The sequence below is a fragment of the Enterobacter sp. 237C8 genome, from assembly GCF_034106865.1.
Lineage (GTDB): Bacteria > Pseudomonadota > Gammaproteobacteria > Enterobacterales > Enterobacteriaceae > Enterobacter > Enterobacter asburiae_B.
The window spans coordinates 16,644-37,542 of the sequence record NZ_JAWNDF010000009.1; the positions used below are offsets into that span (position 1 = coordinate 16,644).

19 protein-coding genes are annotated in these 20,899 nt (G+C 59.0%); 15 read left to right on the plus strand and 4 right to left on the minus strand.

Annotated elements, in window-relative coordinates:
* Nucleotides 1-9 precede the first annotated feature (9 nt).
* Genes phnL through phnP form a run of 5 tightly spaced genes read left to right on the plus strand, consistent with a single transcriptional unit; the run spans nucleotide 10 to nucleotide 3,566 of the window.
* Nucleotides 10-690: a phosphonate C-P lyase system protein PhnL gene (phnL, locus tag USF70_RS18405; protein ID WP_232938894.1), complete on the plus strand. Its 681-nt coding sequence runs from the start codon at nucleotides 10-12 to the stop codon at nucleotides 688-690.
* Complete coding sequence (gene phnM, locus USF70_RS18410) at nucleotides 687-1,823, plus strand: alpha-D-ribose 1-methylphosphonate 5-triphosphate diphosphatase (protein ID WP_069303539.1); 1,137 nt, start codon at nucleotides 687-689, stop codon at nucleotides 1,821-1,823. Before phnL ends, phnM begins: the two co-directional genes overlap by 4 nt.
* Nucleotides 1,820-2,371, plus strand: a complete 552-nt coding sequence (gene phnN, locus USF70_RS18415) for a ribose 1,5-bisphosphokinase (RefSeq protein WP_134211171.1) — start codon at nucleotides 1,820-1,822, stop codon at nucleotides 2,369-2,371. The genes phnM and phnN overlap by 4 nt, the downstream gene beginning before the upstream one ends.
* Nucleotides 2,364-2,798: an aminoalkylphosphonate N-acetyltransferase gene (phnO, locus tag USF70_RS18420; protein WP_069303537.1), complete on the plus strand. Its 435-nt coding sequence runs from the start codon at nucleotides 2,364-2,366 to the stop codon at nucleotides 2,796-2,798. Before phnN ends, phnO begins: the two co-directional genes overlap by 8 nt.
* A gap of 9 nt (nucleotides 2,799-2,807) precedes the next feature.
* Entirely contained in the window at nucleotides 2,808-3,566 is a 759-nt protein-coding gene (phnP, locus tag USF70_RS18425; protein WP_073001676.1) for a phosphonate metabolism protein PhnP, read from the plus strand.
* Between the two features lie 40 nt (nucleotides 3,567-3,606).
* Here phnP and yjdP read toward each other — a convergent pair whose 3' ends face one another.
* Complete coding sequence (yjdP, locus tag USF70_RS18430) at nucleotides 3,607-3,930, minus strand: DDRRRQL repeat protein YjdP (protein WP_033144428.1); 324 nt, start codon at nucleotides 3,928-3,930, stop codon at nucleotides 3,607-3,609.
* Nucleotides 3,931-3,999: 69 nt separating this feature from the next.
* Complete coding sequence (locus USF70_RS18435; RefSeq protein ID WP_320735896.1) at nucleotides 4,000-6,282, minus strand: ATP-binding protein; 2,283 nt, start codon at nucleotides 6,280-6,282, stop codon at nucleotides 4,000-4,002.
* Nucleotides 6,283-6,515: 233 nt separating this feature from the next.
* Between USF70_RS18435 and USF70_RS18440 the strand changes: the two genes are divergently transcribed.
* The 6 genes from USF70_RS18440 (at nucleotide 6,516) to USF70_RS18465 (ending at nucleotide 12,679) form a co-directional block, all read left to right on the plus strand.
* Entirely contained in the window at nucleotides 6,516-8,036 is a 1,521-nt protein-coding gene (locus tag USF70_RS18440) for a sugar ABC transporter ATP-binding protein (RefSeq protein WP_023310078.1), read from the plus strand.
* Nucleotides 8,033-9,028 carry an ABC transporter permease subunit gene (locus tag USF70_RS18445; protein ID WP_032662554.1) on the plus strand — a complete coding sequence of 332 codons (996 nt, stop codon included), beginning with the start codon at nucleotides 8,033-8,035 and terminating at the stop codon, nucleotides 9,026-9,028. Before USF70_RS18440 ends, USF70_RS18445 begins: the two co-directional genes overlap by 4 nt.
* A gap of 32 nt (nucleotides 9,029-9,060) precedes the next feature.
* The gene (locus USF70_RS18450; RefSeq protein WP_320735897.1) at nucleotides 9,061-10,002 is read left to right on the plus strand and encodes an ABC transporter substrate-binding protein; all 942 of its coding nucleotides are present in this window, start codon (nucleotides 9,061-9,063) and stop codon (nucleotides 10,000-10,002) included.
* Nucleotides 10,003-10,117: 115 nt separating this feature from the next.
* The gene (locus USF70_RS18455) at nucleotides 10,118-10,804 is read left to right on the plus strand and encodes a D-lyxose/D-mannose family sugar isomerase (protein WP_047059282.1); all 687 of its coding nucleotides are present in this window, start codon (nucleotides 10,118-10,120) and stop codon (nucleotides 10,802-10,804) included.
* Nucleotides 10,805-10,814: 10 nt separating this feature from the next.
* Nucleotides 10,815-11,675 (plus strand): ketose 1,6-bisphosphate aldolase, encoded by an 861-nt coding sequence (locus USF70_RS18460; protein ID WP_033144425.1) that lies wholly within the window; start codon nucleotides 10,815-10,817, stop codon nucleotides 11,673-11,675.
* Complete coding sequence (locus USF70_RS18465; RefSeq protein ID WP_039262394.1) at nucleotides 11,675-12,679, plus strand: carbohydrate kinase family protein; 1,005 nt, start codon at nucleotides 11,675-11,677, stop codon at nucleotides 12,677-12,679. Before USF70_RS18460 ends, USF70_RS18465 begins: the two co-directional genes overlap by 1 nt.
* On the opposite strand, the gene USF70_RS18470 is transcribed toward USF70_RS18465, so the two are convergent.
* Nucleotides 12,676-13,407, minus strand: a complete 732-nt coding sequence (locus tag USF70_RS18470) for a response regulator (protein ID WP_029740750.1) — start codon at nucleotides 13,405-13,407, stop codon at nucleotides 12,676-12,678. The genes USF70_RS18465 and USF70_RS18470 overlap by 4 nt on opposite strands.
* 256 nt (nucleotides 13,408-13,663) lie before the next feature.
* On the opposite strand from USF70_RS18470, the gene fdhF reads away from it, so the two are divergent.
* The 3 genes from fdhF (at nucleotide 13,664) to USF70_RS18485 (ending at nucleotide 17,083) form a co-directional block, all read left to right on the plus strand.
* Nucleotides 13,664-15,811, plus strand: coding sequence for a formate dehydrogenase subunit alpha (gene fdhF, locus USF70_RS18475; RefSeq protein ID WP_080352831.1), 2,148 nt, complete (start codon nucleotides 13,664-13,666; stop codon nucleotides 15,809-15,811).
* A 323-nt stretch (nucleotides 15,812-16,134) separates the two neighbouring features.
* Nucleotides 16,135-16,287, plus strand: a complete 153-nt coding sequence (locus tag USF70_RS18480) for a Hok/Gef family protein (protein WP_032644722.1) — start codon at nucleotides 16,135-16,137, stop codon at nucleotides 16,285-16,287.
* 121 nt (nucleotides 16,288-16,408) lie between these two features.
* Nucleotides 16,409-17,083, plus strand: a complete 675-nt coding sequence (locus tag USF70_RS18485) for a tetratricopeptide repeat protein (protein ID WP_064672981.1) — start codon at nucleotides 16,409-16,411, stop codon at nucleotides 17,081-17,083.
* Nucleotides 17,084-17,166: 83 nt separating this feature from the next.
* On the opposite strand, the gene gltP is transcribed toward USF70_RS18485, so the two are convergent.
* Nucleotides 17,167-18,480 (minus strand): glutamate/aspartate:proton symporter GltP, encoded by a 1,314-nt coding sequence (gltP, locus tag USF70_RS18490; RefSeq protein ID WP_023310067.1) that lies wholly within the window; start codon nucleotides 18,478-18,480, stop codon nucleotides 17,167-17,169.
* A gap of 423 nt (nucleotides 18,481-18,903) precedes the next feature.
* On the opposite strand from gltP, the gene acs reads away from it, so the two are divergent.
* A complete protein-coding gene (acs, locus tag USF70_RS18495; protein WP_058842101.1) occupies nucleotides 18,904-20,862 on the plus strand; it encodes an acetate--CoA ligase in 1,959 nt (652 codons plus the stop codon).
* The last annotated feature ends 37 nt before the right edge of the window (nucleotides 20,863-20,899 follow it).

Here is a 20,899-nt window from a genome sequence, read left to right on the forward strand (position 1 = left end):
GAGGCCAACATGATCCACGTACAAAACGTAAGTAAGACCTTTGTGCTCCACCAGCAAAACGGCGTGCGCCTGCCGGTGCTGCAAAATGCCTCGTTAGAGGTCAGCAGCGGCGAATGCGTGGTGCTGCACGGCCATTCCGGCAGCGGAAAATCCACCCTGCTACGCTCCCTGTACGCCAACTATCTCCCGGACGAAGGCCACATTCATATTCGCCACAACGATGAATGGGTCGATCTGGTGCAGGCCCCCGCGCGTAAAGTGCTGGAAGTGCGCCGCACGACGATCGGCTGGGTCAGCCAGTTTCTGCGGGTGATCCCGCGGATCTCCGCTCTGGACGTGGTGATGCAGCCGCTGCTGGATCTCGGCGTGCCGCGCGAAGCCTGCGCCGCCAAAGCCGCCAGCCTGCTGACGCGCCTCAACGTGCCGGAGCGCCTGTGGCATCTCGCCCCGTCGACCTTTTCCGGCGGTGAACAGCAGCGCGTCAATATCGCCCGCGGGTTTGTCGTCGACTACCCGATTTTACTTCTGGATGAACCCACCGCCTCGCTCGACGGCAAAAACAGCGCCGCCGTGGTGGAACTGATCGAACAGGCCAAAGCGCGCGGCGCGGCGATCGTCGGGATCTTCCACGACGACGCCGTACGCAGCCGCGTGGCGGACAGATTGCACCCGATGGGGGTCCACGCATGATTATCAATAACGTCAGGCTGGTGCTGGAAAATGAAGTCGTTAATGGCTCGGTTGAAGTTCATGAAGGCGTTATTCGCGCCTTTGCCGAAACCCAAAGCCGTACCCCTGAAGCGATGGACGGTGAAGGCGGCTGGCTGCTGCCGGGGCTGATTGAGCTGCATACCGATAATCTGGACAAATTTTTCACCCCGCGCCCGAAGGTCGACTGGCCCGCCCATTCGGCGATGAGCAGCCACGACGCGCTGATGGTCGCCAGCGGCATTACCACCGTGCTGGACGCGGTGGCGATTGGCGACGTGCGCGACGGCGGCGATCGCCTGGAGAATCTGGAGAAGATGATCAACGCCGTGGAGGAGACGCAAAAGCGCGGCCTCAACCGCGCCGAGCACCGTCTGCACCTGCGCTGCGAGCTGCCGCACCACACCACCCTGCCGCTGTTTGAAAAGCTGGTCGGGCGCGAGCCGGTCTCGCTGGTCTCCCTGATGGACCACTCGCCGGGGCAGCGCCAGTTCGCCAACATTGAAAAGTATCGCGAATACTATCAGGGCAAATATTCTCTCAGCGATGCGGAGATGGCCCGCTACGAGGAAGAGCAGCTGGCGCTTGCCGCCCAGTGGTCGCAGCCAAACCGTCTCAGGATTGCCGCGATGTGTCGTGACCGCAATATCGCGCTGGCCAGCCATGACGACGCCACGCACGATCACGTGCGCGAATCCCATCAGCTTGGCAGCGTGATCGCCGAATTTCCCACCACGTTTGAAGCGGCTGAAGCCTCCCGCAGGCACGGCATGAACGTGCTGATGGGCGCACCAAACATCGTGCGCGGCGGATCGCACTCCGGCAACGTCGCGGCAAGCAGGCTTGCCTCCCTGGGTCTGCTGGATATTCTCTCGTCCGACTACTACCCCGCCAGCCTGCTGGATGCGGCGTTCCGGGTCGCCGACGACGAGAGCAACAGCTTTACGCTGCCGCAGGCGATTCGCCTGGTGACGAAAAACCCGGCCTCGGCGCTTAATCTTCAGGATCGCGGGGAAATCGCCGAGGGTAAACGCGCGGATCTGGTGCTGGCCCACCGCAAGGGCGAGCACGTTCACATCGACCACGTCTGGCGTCAGGGAAAAAGGGTGTTCTGATGGGAAGGCTCATCTGGTTAATGGGGCCCTCGGGTTCCGGTAAAGACAGCCTGCTGTCCGCCTTACGGCAGCGGGAACATCCGCAGCTGCTGGTCGCACACCGCTATATTACCCGCGCGGCCAATGCCGGGAGTGAAAACCATATCGCCCTGAGCGAGCAGGAGTTTTTCATCCGTGCCGGGCAAAACCTGCTGGCGCTGAGCTGGCACGCCAACGGTTATTACTATGGCGTGGGCATCGAGACCGATCTGTGGCTGCATGCGGGCTTCGACGTGCTGGTTAACGGCTCGCGTGCGCATCTGCCGCAAGCGCGCGCCCGCTATGAGGCGGCTCTGCTGCCGGTCTGCCTGCAGGTTTCGCCGGACGTCCTGCGCAGCCGGTTGCAGAGTCGGGGGCGTGAATCAGCCCGTGAGATCGATCAGCGGCTTGAGCGTGCGGCCCGCTATGCCCCGTCCGACTGCCACATCCTCAATAACGACGGAAGTTTGCTACAGTCAGTCGAGACCTTTTTATCGCTTATCCGTCAGAAGGAGAAACAGCATGCCTGACTGCCAGCTTCGCCCCGCCACCGCCGACGATGCGCAGAGTGTTTACGCCCTGATCTGCGAGCTCAAGCAGGCAGAGTTCGATCGCCAGGCGTTCCACGCCGGGTTTCTTGCCAATCTGCAGGATCGCAACATGCGCTACCAGCTTGCGGAGAGAGAGGGACAGGTCATCGGCATGATCGGGCTGCACATGCAGTTTCACCTGCACCATGCGCGCTGGATCGGCGAGATCCAGGAGCTGGTGGTGATGCCGCAGGCGCGAGGGTTAAAGGTCGGAAGTCAGCTGCTGGCCTGGGCGGAAGAGGTAGCGCGACAGGGTGGCGCTGAACTGACCGAACTTTCCACCAGCGTGAAGCGCACCGACGCGCACCGTTTTTACGTTCGTGAAGGATACACGCAGAGCCATTTCCGATTCACCAAACCGCTGTAGAGGTGCGCTATGAGTCTGACCATCACGTTGACGGGAACGGGTGGCGCCCAGCTGGTGCCGGTCTTTGGCTGCGACTGCGCGGCGTGTCGCCGGGCGCGCCTGCAGGATAACTATCGCCGTCGCCCGTGCAGCGCGGTGGTGAAATTCAACGATGCCGTCACCCTGCTGGATGCCGGTATTCCGCACCTGATGGACGATTGGCCGGCGGGCAGCTTCCAGCAGTTCTTGCTCACCCATTACCATATGGATCACGTTCAGGGGCTGTTCCCCCTGCGCTGGGGCGTGGGGGCGACGATCCCGGTTTACGGTCCGCCGGACGACGCCGGATGCGACGACCTGTTTAAGCACCCCGGCATTCTGGATTTCAGCCACACGGTCGAACCGTTTGTGATGTTTGAGCTTCAGGGTTTACGGGTCACGCCGCTGCCGCTCAACCATTCAAAACTGACCTTCGGGTATTTGCTGGAATCGGCCCACAGCCGCGTGGCCTGGCTCTCCGACACCGCCGGACTGCCGGAGAAAACGGTGAAGTTCCTGCTCAACAACCAGCCGCAGGCAATAATTATCGACTGCAGCCATGAGCCGCGCGAGGAAACGCCGCGAAACCATTGCGACTTAAATACCGTGATTGCGTTAAACGAAGCGATTGGCTGCCCGCAGGTGATCCTGACGCACATCAGCCATCAGTTTGACGTGTGGATGATGGATAACCCGCTGCCGCAGGGCATAGAAGCGGGCTATGACGGGATGATGCTGGTGCTGGATTAGGTTTTCTCCCTCTCCTGTGGGGGAGGGCAACAGGCCGCACTTAGCCTCGATCGTAATCGTCTTCTAACCTGCGCTCATCCTCTTCCAGACGACGTCTGTCGTCATCCAGCTGACGCTGACGTTCATCTAAACGACGGCGTCTGTCTTCAAGCTGCCGACGACGATCGTCGTATTGTCGACTGTCGATTTGACGGCTGCGGTCATAACGATCGTCGTCGTCATTGCTGCGGCTGCTGCTGGGGTTATAGGCATCGTTGATCGCCTGCTGAATGTTGCCAATAGCATCATCAACAATATCGGCATGAGCCAGTTGGCTGGTGAGTGACAGCAGACCGAATAACAGAGCAGTTGAGTAACGTTTCATAAGGCCAGACTCGCAGGTGAACTGGCCTTACGATAATGAACGGCGGGAAGCCGGGGTAGCGGAGGAATCTCAAATTACCATAACCTTGCGCAGCGCCTGCGCCAGCTGCACCCGCGTAAACGGCTTACGCAGTAGCGGGACGTCCGGCAGCTGAGGGTTATGCGCGGGCCGTAGATCCTGGCCGCTGATCAGCAGCACAGGAAGCTGCGGATAATGGCTGCGCACATGGTTAATCACCTCGGCGCCGCTGAGGCTGCCGGGCAGCATCAGGTCGCTGATAAACATGCCAATATCCGGTGCAGCCTCCAGCATATTCAGCGCCTGCTCGCCGTTGTCCGCTTCCAGCGTCAGGTAGCCGAGCTGATGCAGCTGCTCGCACAGGGTTTGCCGAACATCGGCTTCATCTTCCAGCACCAGCACCAGCCGCTCGCTATCGACGGAGGCGGTGGCTGACAGCGCTTCATCGTCTGCCGCAGCAGGCAGCACCGAGCGCGGGAGGTGAAGCCGGACGGTCGTTCCCTGCCCCGGCGCGCTTTCAATTTCCACGCGGCCGCCGGACTGACGCACAAAGCCGTAGACCATCGACAGGCCTAATCCGCTCCCGCTTCCGGTCTGCTTGGTGGTGAAGAACGGTTCAAAGACCCGGGATTTCACCTCCTGCGACATGCCGCTGCCGCGGTCAATCACCTCCAGCGCCACCAAATCCTGCCTGCGCCCGTCGCTGCGGGTGACGCGCTGATTCCAGGTCCGGATTTTAATCACCCCGCTTTGCCCTTCCATCGCATCGCGCGCGTTCATCACCAGGTTGATGATGGCGTTTTCCAGCTGGCTAACGTCAATCCACGCGGGCCACGCCGGGGTTTGCGCTTCAATCTCCAGGGTGAGGGTAGCAGGCAGGGAGTGGCGCATCAGCTCCCGGAGGTTCTCCAGCAGCGGCAGCATCTCTACCGCATGCGGCGTCAGGGACTGCTTGCGGGAAAACGCCAGCAGGCGCTGCGTCAGTAAGGCACCACGCTCGGCCGCCTTCAGCGCCCGGGTAATGCGCGGCGCGTCTTTTGATTCGGGGTCGGTGAGCTCAAGGCTGCCGATGATCACCGCCAGCAGGTTGTTAAAATCATGCGCCAGCCCGCCGGTCAGCTGTCCGACCGCCTTCATCTTCTGGCTGTGCAGCAGCGCCTCTTCCAGCCCCTGACGCTCAACGCGGTCGATCTCCATCTGCGTGGTTTTCTCTTTCAGCAGGCGCGTGGTGTGCTCAAGCGAGGCGGTATTGCGGGCAAACACGTTAAACGCGCGCGCCAGCTCGCCCAGCTCATCGCGCCGCTGGAGGGCGGGAACGGAGACATCCTGCTCGCCGTGAGCAAGGCGCGACATCGCCCGGGAAATCGCCGTCAGGTTAGAGGCCAGATTGCGGTAGATATACCAGCAGGCACACCCGGTGATGATCAGCGCCAGCACGGCGAAGAAGCTGATAAACACGCTGATGGACTGCAGCTCGTGATGGCTCTGGGCCGTGCGAAGCCGGGAGGCCTGCGCCACCTGCCCGACGTACTGATTAATGTCGCTGTTGAGGATCGCCACCAGCGCCTTAATGTGGAACATATACCAGCTTATCGCCAGGTCGCTCTCTTCCAGCTGCTTCGACAGCGGGGCGAGCTTGCCTAACTCGGCATTAAAATCAGGCAGAACCCCCTTCACGACCGGCTGTACGGCACTCCGGGGCAGCGCTGCGGCCACGGCGTCCAGTTGCTGAACGGTCGCGCGCGGCGAAGGGGTGTCGATGGCGGCGGCGATCAGCCGGTCCATCTCCATCAGCTGCTGCGCATCCGGCACGTTGCTGTCGTAACGGCGGTTGAGGTCCTGCAGATGACGCAGGTAGCTCTGGCTTTGATACAGCGAGCTCAGCAGCGCGTTACGCTCCAGATGGCGCCGCTGGCCGCGCTCAAGCATCTCCGTCACGCTCTGCTGTAGCTCATTGCTTCGTTGAATAATACGCGCCACCAGCGCCGGCTCCTGCTGCGCCAGCGGCGCTTCCGCAAGCTGTTCCAGCGAGCGGCGCAGCGCCATTTGCGTCTGCTTCAGGCGCTCGGCTTCGCCTTTGTACTCCAGCGCCCCGACGACCTGCGAAAGCCGCACCGCCGCCGTCGCCACGTTGGCGGTATCGCGGGCCAGGTTCATGCTGCCGGTCATATCGTCCAGCGTTTGCTGCTGAACCTGCTCCTGGATTTGACTGGCGTGACGAAAGCCGAGCACCGCCACGCCGCTCACCATTAGCGTCACGGCGACCACCAGCAGATTAAAAATCAGCAGGCGGCCTCGGGCGCTGGCGAAAAAGGGCGGACGGCGTGATGGCATGGGCTTGGGCTCCTGTGCGGTTTGGTGTCCCCTCACCCTAACCCTCTCCCCAAAGGGGCGAGGGAATGATTTGCTCCCTCTCCCTTTCAGGGAGAGGGCCGGGGTGAGGGTAGTTCAATAACTGTGATCTACATTAGCTATTCATAACTATGACAAATATGAACAGCTTCTGACATTTTGCATTTACGCACCTGTGATGAAGTGCAGATATCGGCATTCGCAGGAGATCCGCCATGAGCAGAACCCCGGTATTAGAGATGCGCAGCATTGCCAAAACGTTTGGCAGTTTCCACGCGCTCAAGGGTGTGGATTTGACGGTCTTTCCCGGAGAGATCCACGCGCTGATGGGCGAAAACGGCGCGGGAAAAAGCACGCTGATGAAAATCCTCGCGGGAGCCTATACCGCCACCAGCGGTGAGATCCTGATCGACGGTCAGCCGTTTCACATTAAAGGGCCGAAAGATGCGCTGGCCGCAGGCATTACCCTGATTTATCAGGAGATGCAGCTCGCGCCCAACCTGACCGTTGCCGAAAATATTTTTCTTGGCAGCGAGCTGTCGCGCGGCGGGATGGTGCAGCGCAAAGAGATGGCCGCCCAGGCGCAGGCGGTGATTGAGCGCCTCGGCGCACAGTTCAATGCCACCGACCTGGTGATGAAGCTGACCATCGCCGAGCAGCAGCAGGTGGAAATCGCCCGCGCGCTGCACCGCAACAGCCGCATTCTGGTGATGGATGAGCCCACCGCCGCCCTCTCCTCGCGGGAAACGCATCGCCTGTTTGAACTGATTTTGCGCCTGCGCGATGAAGGGATGGCGATCATCTATATCAGCCACCGCATGGCGGAAGTGTATGAACTCTCTGATCGCGTCAGCGTTCTGCGCGACGGGCAGTACGTCGGCAGCCTGACGCGCGACAAGCTAAACGCCTCCGAGCTGGTGCGCATGATGGTGGGCCGCCCGTTAAGCGACCTGTTCAACAAAGAGCGTGATATTCCCCTCGGCAGCCCGCGCCTCAACGTCCACCACCTCACCGACGGTAAAAAGGTACAGCCGTGCAGCCTGCAGGTCCGTTCCGGCGAAATCGTCGGGCTGGCGGGCCTGGTGGGGGCCGGACGCTCCGAGCTGGCGCAGCTGATTTTCGGCGTGCGTAAAGCCACCGGCGGCATGATTGAGGTCGACGGCGAGCCGGTGGTGATCCACTCCCCGCGTGCGGCCATCGAAAACGGCATCGGTTTTCTCACCGAGAACCGCAAGGAGCAGGGGCTGTTTCTGGAGCTGGCGGCGCAGGAGAACATCACCATGGCGACGCTGGAGCGCGACGCCACCTTCGGTATGTTAAACCGCAAAAAAGCCCAGTCGATTTCCGATGACGCCATTGCATTGCTCAACATCCGCGTGCCCCATTCGCAGGTGCGGGCGGGCGGGCTGTCAGGCGGCAATCAGCAAAAGCTGCTGATCTCCCGCTGGGTGGCCATCGGTCCGCGCATTCTGATTCTGGATGAACCCACGCGCGGCGTGGACGTCGGCGCGAAAAGCGAGATCTACCGCATCATGAACCAGATGGCGCGCAAAGGGGTGGCGATTTTAATGATCTCCAGCGAGCTGCCGGAAGTGGTGGGCATGAGCGACCGGGTGTACGTGATGCGGGAAGGCAGCATTGCGGGTGAACTCCACGGGCGCGACATCTCTCAGGAAAACATTATGACGCTGGCAACCGGCGTGAACGACACTCATCATCAGGCGGTGCAATCATGACAACTCCAACCCATCCGCAGCAGGTGGCGAAATCCGCCTCCGCCAAAAAAATGCTGATGAGCGATCTGATGCAAACGGTCGGCATCCTGCCGATTCTTATCCTGATTGTGGCAGTATTTGGCTTTATCGCCCCGAACTTCTTCACCGAGAGCAACCTGCTCAACATTACCCGTCAGGCGTCGATCAACATCGTGCTGGCGGCGGGAATGACCTTCATCATTTTAACCGGCGGGATTGACCTCTCCGTGGGCTCGATTCTGGGCACCACGGCGGTAGCGGCGATGGTGGTCTCGCTTATCCCTGAATTTGCGATGCTCTCCATTCCGGCCGCGCTGATGCTCGGCATGGTGCTGGGTCTGTTCAACGGCGCGCTGGTGGCCTTTGCCGGGCTGCCGCCCTTCATCGTGACGCTCGGCACCTATACGGCGCTGCGCGGCGCGGCGTATCTGCTGGCGGACGGCACGACGGTCATTAACTCCAACATCAGCTTCGAGTGGATCGGCAATAACTACCTCGGCCCGATCCCGTGGCTGGTAGTCATTGCCCTCGCGGTGATTGCTATCTGCTGGTTCATCCTGCGCCGCACCACGCTCGGCGTCCACATCTACGCGGTGGGCGGCAACATGCAGGCGGCGCGACTGACCGGCATCAAGGTCTGGCTGGTGCTGCTGTTTGTCTACGGCATGAGCGGCCTGCTCTCCGGGCTTGGCGGCGTGATGAGCGCCTCGCGCCTCTACAGCGCCAACGGCAATCTCGGCACGGGCTACGAGCTGGATGCGATTGCGGCGGTGATCCTCGGCGGCACCAGCTTCGTCGGCGGGATCGGCACGATCACCGGCACGCTGGTCGGCGCGCTGATCATCGCCACCCTCAACAACGGCATGACGCTGATGGGCGTCTCCTACTTCTGGCAGCTGGTGATCAAAGGGGCGGTGATCATCATAGCGGTGCTGATCGACAAATACCGTACCCGACACCATCAAAGTGCATAACAACAAAACCCTACAGCTTCGAGGAAAACAACATGCGTTTGAAACCGTTAGTGACCGCGCTCTGTGCTGGCGCGCTGCTTGCCGCATCGCCGTTTGCGCAGGCAAAAGATCTGAAGTCCATCGGCGTGACGGTGGGCGACCTGGCTAACCCGTTCTTCGTGCAGATCACCAAAGGTGCCGAGCTGGAAGCGCGCAAGCTGGCAGGCGATAACGTCAAGGTGACGCTGGTCTCCAGCGGTTACGATCTGGGCCAGCAGGTGGCGCAGATCGACAACTTTATTGCCGCGAAGGTGGACATGATCATCCTCAACGCCGCGGATTCCAAAGGGATCGGCCCGGCGGTGAAGCGCGCGAAGGACGCCGGGATCGTGGTCGTTGCGGTTGACGTAGCGGCGGAAGGGGCGGATGCGACCATCACCTCCGATAACACCCAGGCGGGCGAAATGGCCTGTAAGTACATTACCGATCGCCTGAAAGGCAAAGGCAACGTGGTGATCATCAACGGACCGCCGGTCTCTGCGGTGCAAAACCGCGTGGAAGGCTGCCAGACGGAATTCAAAAAACATCCGGATATCAAGGTGCTCTCGGATAACCAAAACGCCAAGGGCAGTCGTGAAGGCGGTCTGGAAGTCATGACCTCCCTGCTGGCGGCCAATCCGAAGATCGACGGCGTGTTTGCGATTAACGATCCGACGGCGATCGGTGCCGATCTGGCCGCGAAGCAGGCACAGCGCAACGAGTTCTTTATTGTCGGCGTGGATGGCAGCCCGGACGGCGAGGAAGCGCTGAAGCGCGAAAACTCGCTGTTTGTCGCGACCCCGGCGCAGGATCCGCAGGTGATGGCGGCAAAAGCGGTGGAGATCGGCTATGACATTCTTCAGGGCAAACCTGCGCCGAAAGCGCCTGTGCTGATCCCGGTGACGATGATCGATAAAAAGAACGTCGGCACGTATAAGGGCTGGACGGTTAAGTAACTTCGGTGCGGCCTGATGCCCTCACCCTAACCCTCTCCCACAGGGAGAGGGAACTTACTCCCCCTCCCCCTTGAGGGTGAGGGCTAGGGTTTTGCAAAAAAAGCCAGGAGTCCCCATGAAACGCTCCGACATCAATGAAATTCTCGGCCACACGCGACAGTTTTTTTCCATGCACGACGTGCACCTCCCGCCGTTTGCCAGCTTCCCGCCCACAAAATGGCAGCAGCTTGACCAGGCCGCATGGCAGGAAGTGTTCGACCTCAAGCTCGGCTGGGACGTGACGGCGTTCGGCGGCAACAGCTTTGCCGCTGAGGGCCTGACGCTGTTTACCCTGCGCAACGGCTCGCCCAACGGCGTGCCTTATGAAAAGTGCTATGCCGAAAAAATCATGCACGTGCGCGACGGCCAGGTGACGCCGATGCATTTTCACTGGCGCAAGCGGGAAGACATCATCAACCGGGGCGGCGGAAATCTGATTATTGAGTTATGGAATGCCGGGGCGCATGAAGAGACGGAAAACACCGACGTGACGGTCACCGTCGACGGCTGTCGTCAGACCCACGCGCCCGGCAGCCAGCTGCGCCTCACGCCAGGGGAAAGCATCTGCCTGACACCCACTCTGTACCACAGCTTCTGGGGCGAACGCGGCTTCGGCGACGTGCTGGTTGGGGAGGTGTCATCGGTAAACGACGACGAGCACGACAACCACTTTTTGCAGCCCGTTGCCCGCTATAACAACATCGAAGAAGACGAACCGGCGCTGCTGGTGCTGTGCAACGAGTACAACCTGTTCCGGATATAAGGAGTAAATGATGCCATTGATCTCTCTTGCCGACGGTCTGGAGCACGCCAGGGCGCATCGCTACGCGCTGGGCGCGTTTAACGTGCTCGACTCCCACTTCCTGCGCGCGCTGTTCGCCGCCGCGAAGCAGGAACGCTCGCCGTTTATCATCAACATCGCCGAAGTGCACTTTAAGTACGTGTCTCTGGATTCGCTTGTCGAAGCGGTTAAGTTCGAAGCCGCCCGTCACGATATTCCCGTGGTGCTCAACCTCGACCACGGCCTGCATTTCGAGGCGGTGGTGCGCGCCCTGCGCTTAGGGTTCAGCTCGGTGATGTTCGATGGCTCTACGCTGAGCTATGAGGAGAACATTCGCCAGACGCGGGAGGTGGTGAAGATGTGCCACGCGGTCGGCGTGTCGGTGGAGGCGGAGCTGGGCGCGGTCGGCGGCGATGAAGGCGGCGCGCTGTACGGGCATGCGGATGAAGCGTTCTTTACCGACCCGCAGCTGGCGCGCGAGTTTGTCGATTCAACCGGCATTGACGCGCTGGCGGTTGCCATCGGCAACGCGCACGGCAAATACAAGGGCGAGCCAAAACTCGATTTCCCACGCCTGGACGCCATTCGCCAGCAGACGGGCCTGCCGCTGGTTTTACACGGCGGCTCCGGGATTAGCGATGCCGACTTCCGCCGCGCCATCGAGCTCGGCATTCATAAAATCAACTTCTACACCGGCATGTCGCAGGCCGCACTCGCCGCCGTTGAACAGCGCATGGCGAACCGCCAGCCGCTGTACGATGAATTTGCCGAGCTGCTGCTGGGGATAGAAGAGGCGATTGCCGATACGGTCGCCGAACAGATGCGCATCTTCGGCAGCGCGGGGCAGGCATAATGGAACGCAAAGGCATCATCGCCGCAGGCAACATGCTGGTGGATCACGTCCACCAGATCGTGCAGTGGCCGGAGCGCGGCTGGCTGGCGGAAATCACCCACAGCGAACGCTCAACCGGCGGCGCGCCGCTCAACGTGCTGCTGACGCTGGCGAAAATGCACGTTGGCCTGCCGCTGCAGGCGGTGGGGCTGATTGGCGAAGATGCCGACGGGGATTACATTCTGGCGATGCTCGACCAGTACCACGTCAACCGCCAGCGGGTTCAGCGCACCACCTTTGCCCCGACCTCCATGTCGCAGGTGATGACCGATCCCAGCGGACAGCGCACCTTCTTCCACTCGCCGGGCGCCAACCGCCTGCTGGATCTTCCCGCCTTCGATCGCTTAGACGGATCGATGAAGATCTTCCATCTCGGCTACCTGCTGCTGCTCGACAGCCTGGATATGCCCGATGACGAGTTTGGCACCCGCAGCGCGCGCCTGCTGGCGCAGATGCGCGACCAGGGGTATGAAACGTCGCTCGATCTGGTTTCCCGCAAGGGCGACCCGCGCTATCAGCCGCTGGTGCTCCCAGCCCTGCGCCACCTTGATTATCTGGTGATTAACGAGCTGGAAGCCGGGGAGTTTAGCGGACTGGAGATGCGCGACGCCGACGATGCGCTGAATATCGCCCATATCGCCGATGCCGCGACGCAGCTGCTGGCGGCAGGCGTGCGTCAGCGGGTGGTGATCCACTGTCCGGAAGGCGCATGGGGCGAAGCACCGGGTGAGCAAGGCCGCTGGATCCCATCATGGTTGCTGGAGCAGAAAGAGATTGTCGGCAGCGTTGGCGCGGGCGATGCGTTTTGCGCGGGGTTTTTATACGGCTGCCATGAATCGCTGCCGCTCACGGAGAGCATTTATCTTGCACACGCCTGCGCGCGGGCCAGCCTGCTGGCCGCCAACGCGATTGACGGCGCGAAAACGCTGGCCGAGCTGCAGCTGTTTATCAAAGAGAATACCTAGGCCGCTTTCTCGCTGTGGGAAACATCGGTGGCAAACACATAGCCCAGCCCACGGATGGTTTTGATGAGCGCAGGCTGATGCGGATTAGCCTCGATCTTCCGGCGCAGGCGCATGATCAGCACGTCAATCGTGCGGTCGAACACGTCCGCGCTTTCGCTGTGGGTCAGCTCAAGCAGCCTGTCACGGCTTAGCACCCGACGGGCATTTTGCGTAAGCGCCAGCAGCAAGCCGTACTCGCCCTGGGTTAAGGGGACAGGGTTACGCTGCGGATCGCTCAGCTCACAGCGGGTGGTATCAAGCGTCCATCCGTTAAAAGCAATGCCCGCGACGGGCGCTGCAGGGACTTCCGCCGCCAGCACGCCCGTACGGCGCAATACCGCTTTTACGCGGGCGACCACCACGCGCGGATTGAACGGTTTGCCAATATAATCGTCGGCCCCCATCTCCAGCCCCACCACCACGTCTGACTCACTGCCCAGCCCGGTTAGCATGATCACCGGTAGCGCCGGGCGCTGCTTTTGCAGCTGCAGCAAAACCTGTAAGCCGTTGATATCCGGCAGCATCATATCCAGCAGCACCAGCGCGATATTCGGCTCCTGCTGTACCTGCCGCAGTGCATCCTGGCCGTTATGGCAGACAAGCACGCTAAAGACGTGCTCGCTCAGCACGTCCTGAAGCAGTTCGCAGACTGCCGTATCGTCATCAACCACCAGGATCGCCGGTTTCATCGTATGCTTCCGTCAGGGGATTATGTTAAGTCTGAACCATTCTGCCGTCGGCTCCAGTCAAATGGTTTTTTCAGTGACGGAAATTCAACCCATGTCACATCCGCTGCCCTGTCGACACGTCAATTTTGACGATTGGCTGCTTTTTGTCAGGGTTTTCACCGCGAAGGGACCGTAAAGTCAGGGTATACCCATACAAAAAACATGGCATAGAAGCTGCATAGTGGGTGCGAATGATTCGATTAACTGGAGCAGACTGATGAAAAAAGTCGTCACGGTTTGCCCTTATTGTGCCTCAGGTTGCAAGATCCACCTGGTGGTCGATAACGGCAAAATCGTCCGGGCGGAGGCCGCACAGGGGAAAACCAACCAGGGCACGCTATGCCTGAAAGGTTACTACGGCTGGGATTTTATTAACGATACCCAAATCCTCACCCCGCGCCTGAAAACCCCTATGATCCGCCGCGAGCGCGGCGGCAAGCTGGAAGCCGTCTCCTGGAGCGAGGCGCTGGATTACGTCGCCACGCGTCTGAGCGCTATCAAGGCCAAGTATGGCCCGGATGCGATTCAGACCACCGGCTCTTCACGCGGGACGGGGAATGAAACCAACTATGTGATGCAAAAATTCGCGCGCGCCGTTATTGGAACCAATAACGTCGACTGCTGCGCTCGCGTTTGACACGGCCCATCGGTTGCAGGTCTGCACCAGTCGGTCGGTAACGGCGCAATGAGTAATGCCATCAACGAGATAGATAACACCGATCTCGTCTTCATCTTTGGTTATAACCCGGCGGATTCTCACCCTATCGTCGCGAACCACGTTATTCGCGCTAAGCAGAACGGGGCGAAAATCATCGTCTGCGATCCGCGCAAAATTGAAACCGCGCGCATTGCGGATATGCACATCGCGTTGAAAAACGGCTCGAACATCGCGCTGTTGAACGCAATGGGGCACGTCATTATTGAGGAGAACCTGTACGACCAGGCGTTTGTCGCGACCCGTACGGAAGGCTTTGAAGAGTATCGGAAAATTGTCGAAGGCTATACGCCAGAGTCGGTGGAAACAATCACCGGCGTCAGCGCGCAGGAGATCCGCCAGGCGGCACGGATGTATGCCGGGGCGAAAACCGCCGCCATCCTGTGGGGAATGGGCGTGACCCAGTTCTATCAGGGCGTGGAAACCGTGCGTTCTCTGACGAGCCTCGCGATGCTGACCGGCAATCTGGGTAAAGCGCACGTCGGCGTCAACCCGGTACGTGGTCAGAATAACGTCCAGGGTGCCTGCGATATGGGCGCGCTGCCGGACACCTACCCGGGCTACCAGTACGTGAAGTTCCCGGAAAACCGCGCTAAGTTCGCGAAGGCCTGGGGCGTGGAAAGCCTGCCGGAACACACCGGGTATCGCATTAGCGAGCTGCCGCACCGCGCGGCGCACGGCGAAGTGCGTGCGGCCTACATCATGGGTGAAGATCCGCTCCAGACCGACGCCGAGCTGTCTGCTGTGCGCAAAGGGTTTGAGGATCTGGAGCTGGTGATTGTCCAGGATATCTTCATGACCAAAACCGCGGCGGCGGCGGATGTGATTCTACCGTCAACCTCCTGGGGCGAGCATGAAGGCGTCTACACGGCGGCGGACCGCGGCTTCCAGCGCTTCTTTAAGGCGGTCGAGCCGAAGTGGGACCTGAAAACGGACTGGCAGATCATCAGCGAAATCGCCACCCGCATGGGCTACCCGATGCACTACAACAACACTCAGGAGATCTGGGACGAGCTGCGCAATCTGTGCCCGGACTTCTACGGGGCAACCTACGAAAAAATGGGTGAGCTGGGATACATCCAGTGGCCGTGTCGCGATGAGTCCGAAGCCGATCAGGGGACGTCATACCTCTTTAAAGAGAAGTTCGACACCCCGAACGGGCTGGCGCAGTTCTTCACCTGCGACTGGGTCGCGCCAATCGATAAGCTCACCGACGAGTATCCGATGGTGCTCTCCACCGTGCGTGAAGTGGGCCACTATTCCTGTCGTTCGATGACGGGTAACTGCGCCGCGCTGGCGGCGCTGGCGGACGAACCGGGCTACGCGCAAATCAACACCGCCGACGCAGAGCGCCTCGGCATTGAGGATGAAGCGCTGGTGTGGGTGAATTCGCGCAAAGGCCGGATCATTACCCGTGCGCAGGTCAGCGACCGTCCGAACAAAGGGGCGGTCTATATGACCTACCAGTGGTGGATTGGCGCCTGTAACGAACTGGTGACGGAAAACTTAAGTCCGATAACCAAAACGCCGGAGTATAAATACTGCGCCGTACGCGTGGAGCCGATTGCGGATCAGCACGCTGCTGAACAGTATGTCATCGACGAATATAACAAGCTGAAAGCCCGACTGCGCGAAAGCGCAATGGGCTGAAGCCGTTAATTCATCAGTGAATAAAGGGGGTGAGATATTCACTCCCTTTTTATTTCCGATTAATTCATCAAATATATCAATTATTATTCTGGAAAGCGGCTCGCAGAAATAATGTAATTTTCGCGAAAAAGAATTACATCTTTGCATTTTAATTCAGAGGGATAAGATGTGCGGCGGGTGCTTAAGACTTTCTGTCTTGAGCATTGTTGAGGGACAGAAAGTAGAAAGCCCCGGGAAATTTTCATTTACCCGAGGCTACTCTCCCTCAACTCCGACAAGTTGAGAGTAGCCTCTTATTCTTTTTTTGACAAGGAGTAAAAGGCATGACGCCATTAAAAACTGCGTTAGGCATCGTCTTTATTATTTGCCTGACGATAGTGATCTTTACCTTTATTACTCGAGGTAAGTTATGCGAGTTTTCAATAAAGGGTGAACATCAGGAGGTGGCGGCAAAATTAGCCTGTAACGCAGGCTAACCTCTACGGGCGGAACCACTGTTCCGCCCGGCTTGCAGGATGCTGAGGTCTTAATGCACCCATTTTTTTCTTCTGTCGCCGCGATTATACTGCGCGGCGTGTACCCCGATGATAAGAACCCATGAAACATATTTTTCTGTTGTTGTTACTTTTTACATCGCTTGTCCGTGCCGACGAGATTGGCAGTCAGTACAAAGAACAGGCTGAAGCGGGTGACGCCCGTGCCCAGTATTATTTGGCCGATACATACTTTAGCTCCGGTGACAGCAAGCAGGCCGCGCTGTGGGCCGAGAAAGCCGCTAAAGGTGGCGATGTCGACGCCATGGGGCTGCTCTCTCAAATCCTCTTTACCCAGGGAAATTATGCGCAAGCTAAGGCACTGGCGCAGCAGGCAACCATCGCGGGCAGCAAACGCGGCGCGATCATGCTGGCGCGCGTGCTGGTCAACACTCAGGCAGGTACAACCGACTATCCCCAGGCCATCAAACTGCTGCAAACGGCGACCGAAGATATCGACAACGACTCCGCGGTAGATGCGCAAATGCTGCTGGGGCTGATTTATGCCAACGGCGTTGAAGTGGTCCAGGACGACGTACAGGCCGCCTCGTGGTTCAAGCGGAGCTCGGCACTTTCACGCACGGGCTACGCCGAGTACTGGGCGGGGATGTTGTTCAGGCAGGGTGAGAAAGGCTTTATCACACCCAATAAACAGAAAGCGCTGTACTGGTTGAACCTGAGCTGCACTGAAGGGTTTGATACGGGATGCGAAGAGTTTGATGCGCTGAGCGGAGAGTAAAGCATTGCCCGGTGGCGCTGCGCTTACCGGGCCTACGGCTTGTGTAGGCCGGGTAAGGCGAAGCCGCCACCCGGCTTTTAACATTACTGGTCAGCCGTCTTATCAAAACGACCCAGCACCTCGCGTTCATACGCCAGCGCTTTTTTACGATCGAATTTGTGTTCCCACTTGGCGATAACCAGCACCGCCAGGGCATTCCCCACCACGTTCAGCGCGGTACGCGCCATGTCGAGGATACGGTCCACACCGGCGATAAACGCCAGACCTTCCAGCGGAATACCGACGCTGCCAAGCGTTGCCAGCAGCACCACGAAGGAGACGCCCGGAACGCCTGCAATACCTTTGGACGTCACCATCAGCGTCAGCACCAGTACGATCTCCTGCCACAGCGACAGGTCAATGCCGTACAGCTGCGCAATAAAGATGGCGGCGATGCTCTGGTACAGCGTCGAACCGTCCAGGTTAAAGGAGTAGCCGGTCGGTACCACGAAGCTGGTAATAGAGGCAGGCGCGCCGTAGGCTTCCATCTTCTCAATGATGCGCGGCAGCACGCTCTCAGAACTTGCCGTGGAGTACGCCAGAATCAGCTCATCTTTCAGGATGCGAATCAGGATCCAGATGCTCAGCCCGCACAGGCGCGCCACGATCCCCAGCACCACCAGCGCGAAGAACAGAATGGCGAAGTGCACCAGGAGCACCAGCTTCGCCAGCGGCCACAGGGAGGCAAAACCGAAGTTCGCCACGGTGACGGCGATAAGCGCAAACACCCCTACCGGCGCGTAACGCATCACCATGTGCGTCACTTTGAACATGGTTTCGGAGATAGAGCGGAACACGGTCACCAGCGGCTCACGGTGCGTCGCCGGCAGGGAAGAGAGCCCCAGACCAAACAGCACCGAGAAGAAGATGATAGGCAGCATCTCGCCCTTCGCCATCGACGCCACGATGTTGGTCGGCACCAGCGACAGGATAGTGCCCATCAGGCCATGCGCATGGCTCTGCACGTCAGCGGTCGTACTTTGGTATTTCGAAATATCCACCGTTGCCAGCTGCGACATATCGATCCCGGACCCCGGCTGGAACACGTTCGCCAGCGTGATACCGAGGATAATCGCAACCGTAGTGATCACTTCGAAATAGATAATGGTTTTCGCACCAATACGGCCTAACTGTTTCGCATCGCCGACGCCCGCAATACCGACCACCAGCGTCGAGATCACAATCGGCACCACAATCATCTTGATCAGATGAATAAAGATATCCCCTGCCGGTGAAAGCAGGTTCGCAATCAGCCATTCGCGGCTGTCGCTATGATAGTGGAGGTAACTGCCCAGCAAGATGCCCAGCACAAGGGCGATTAAGATCTGCCAGGCAAGGCTGACTTTAACGTTTTTCATAGAAACTGACTTCCTCAATGAAGCGCCTTATTCACTCAAACTGCATGAACAGGGAGACATACTGAAAGGGTATGAATTGTGTTGCGTTGGTTTATGGGATTTTTTAACGCGGCGTATGAGTATCATTTGCGCGACCTGTTGCGCAAGCCTTAAAGAACGACGCGTTTCACTCACAAAAGCGACGATGACGGGAGTTTGTTCTAATTCTGACAAATAACCTTTTGTTATAAAAACGCTTTTTTAAACATAAATGTGAATAATCGTCAGCATCAATTATTTTCCTTCAAAGTTTCATTCGCTCAATTTTCATACTCTTCAAACAATGCGTGATCTGTAGCCCAAATAATAAACAAAGCTTGTAAAGCCCCTACAATTAACGTTTTTGCGACATATTATTAACATCTTACAAGGAGAAAAAAAGCCATGAGCCAAATACATAAACACGACATTCCCGCAAATATTGCGGACCGTTGCCTGATCACCCCGGAGCAGTACCACGAGAATTATCAGCAATCTATCACCGCCCCGGACACCTTCTGGGGTGAGCAGGGTCATATCCTTGACTGGATCAAACCTTATCAGAAGGTGAAGAACACCTCCTTTGCGCCCGGCAATGTCTCCATTAAATGGTATGAAGATGGCACCCTGAACCTGGCGGCGAACTGCCTCGATCGTCACCTCGCCGAGCGCGGGAATGAGACGGCCATCATCTGGGAAGGCGATGACGCCTCGCAAAGCAAACATATTACGTACAAAGAGCTGCACCGCGACGTGTGCCGCTTCGCCAACGTCCTGCTGGAAAAGGGCATTAAAAAAGGCGATGTGGTCGCTATCTATATGCCGATGGTGCCGGAAGCTGCGGTGGCCATGCTGGCCTGCGCGCGTATCGGCGCGATCCACTCGGTCATTTTCGGCGGGTTCTCGCCAGAGGCGGTAGCGGGCCGCATTGTCGATTCCAGTTCAAAACTGGTGATCACCGCCGATGAAGGCGTGCGCGCCGGACGCGGTATCCCACTGAAGAAAAACGTCGACGAAGCGCTGAAAAACCCGAACGTCAAAACGGTCAGTAACGTCATCGTCCTTAAGCGTACCGGCGGCAAAATCGACTGGACCGAGGGGCGCGACCTGTGGTGGAGCGACCTGATTGAGAACGCGAGCGACCAGCATCAGCCGGAAGAGATGAACGCAGAAGATCCGCTGTTCATTCTTTATACCTCCGGCTCCACCGGTAAGCCGAAAGGCGTCCTGCACACCACCGGCGGCTATCTGGTCTATGCGGCCACCACCTTCAAATACGTCTTCGACTACCATCCGGGCGACATCTACTGGTGTACCGCCGACGTGGGCTGGGTTACCGGACACAGCTACCTGCTGTACGGACCGCTGGCCTGTGGCGCAACAACGCTGATGTTTGAGGGCGTACCAAACTGGCCGACCCCGGCGCGTATGTGTCAGGTGGTCGACAAACACCAGGTCAACATTCTCTACACCGCGCCAACGGCGATCCGCGCACTGATGGCGGAAGGCGATAAAGCCATCGAAGGCACTGACCGCTCTTCATTGCGCATCCTCGGTTCCGTGGGTGAGCCAATCAACCCGGAAGCCTGGGAGTGGTACTGGAAGAAAATCGGCAACGAAAAATGCCCGGTGATGGACACCTGGTGGCAGACCGAAACCGGCGGCTTCATGATCACTCCGATGCCGGGCGCCACGCAGCTGAAGGCCGGTTCCGCAACCCGTCCGTTCTTCGGCGTGCAGCCTGCGCTGGTGGATAACGAAGGCAACCCGCTGGAAGGCGCCACCGAAGGCAACCTGGTGATCACAGATTCCTGGCCGGGTCAGGCGCGTACCCTGTTCGGCGATCACGATCGCTTCGAGCAGACCTACTTCTCGACCTTTAAAAACATGTACTTCAGCGGCGACGGCGCGCGTCGTGACGAAGATGGCTATTACTGGATAACCGGGCGCGTGGACGACGTGCTGAACGTCTCCGGCCACCGTCTGGGCACCGCTGAGATTGAATCGGCGCTGGTATCGCATCCGAAGATTGCCGAAGCGGCGGTTGTGGGCATTCCGCACAACATCAAAGGCCAGGCGATTTACGCCTATGTCACTCTGAACCACGGCGAAGAACCGTCGCCTGAGCTCTACGCTGAGGTGCGCAACTGGGTGCGTAAAGAGATTGGCCCGCTGGCGACGCCGGACGTGCTGCACTGGACCGACTCGCTGCCGAAAACCCGTTCCGGCAAAATTATGCGTCGTATCTTGCGCAAAATCGCGGCTGGAGACACCAGCAACCTCGGTGATACCTCAACGCTCGCGGATCCTGGCGTGGTGGAAAAACTGCTCGAAGAGAAGCAGGCCATCGCGATGCCTTCCTAGTGTTTTCTCCCTCTCCCTGTGGGAGAGGGCTGGGGTG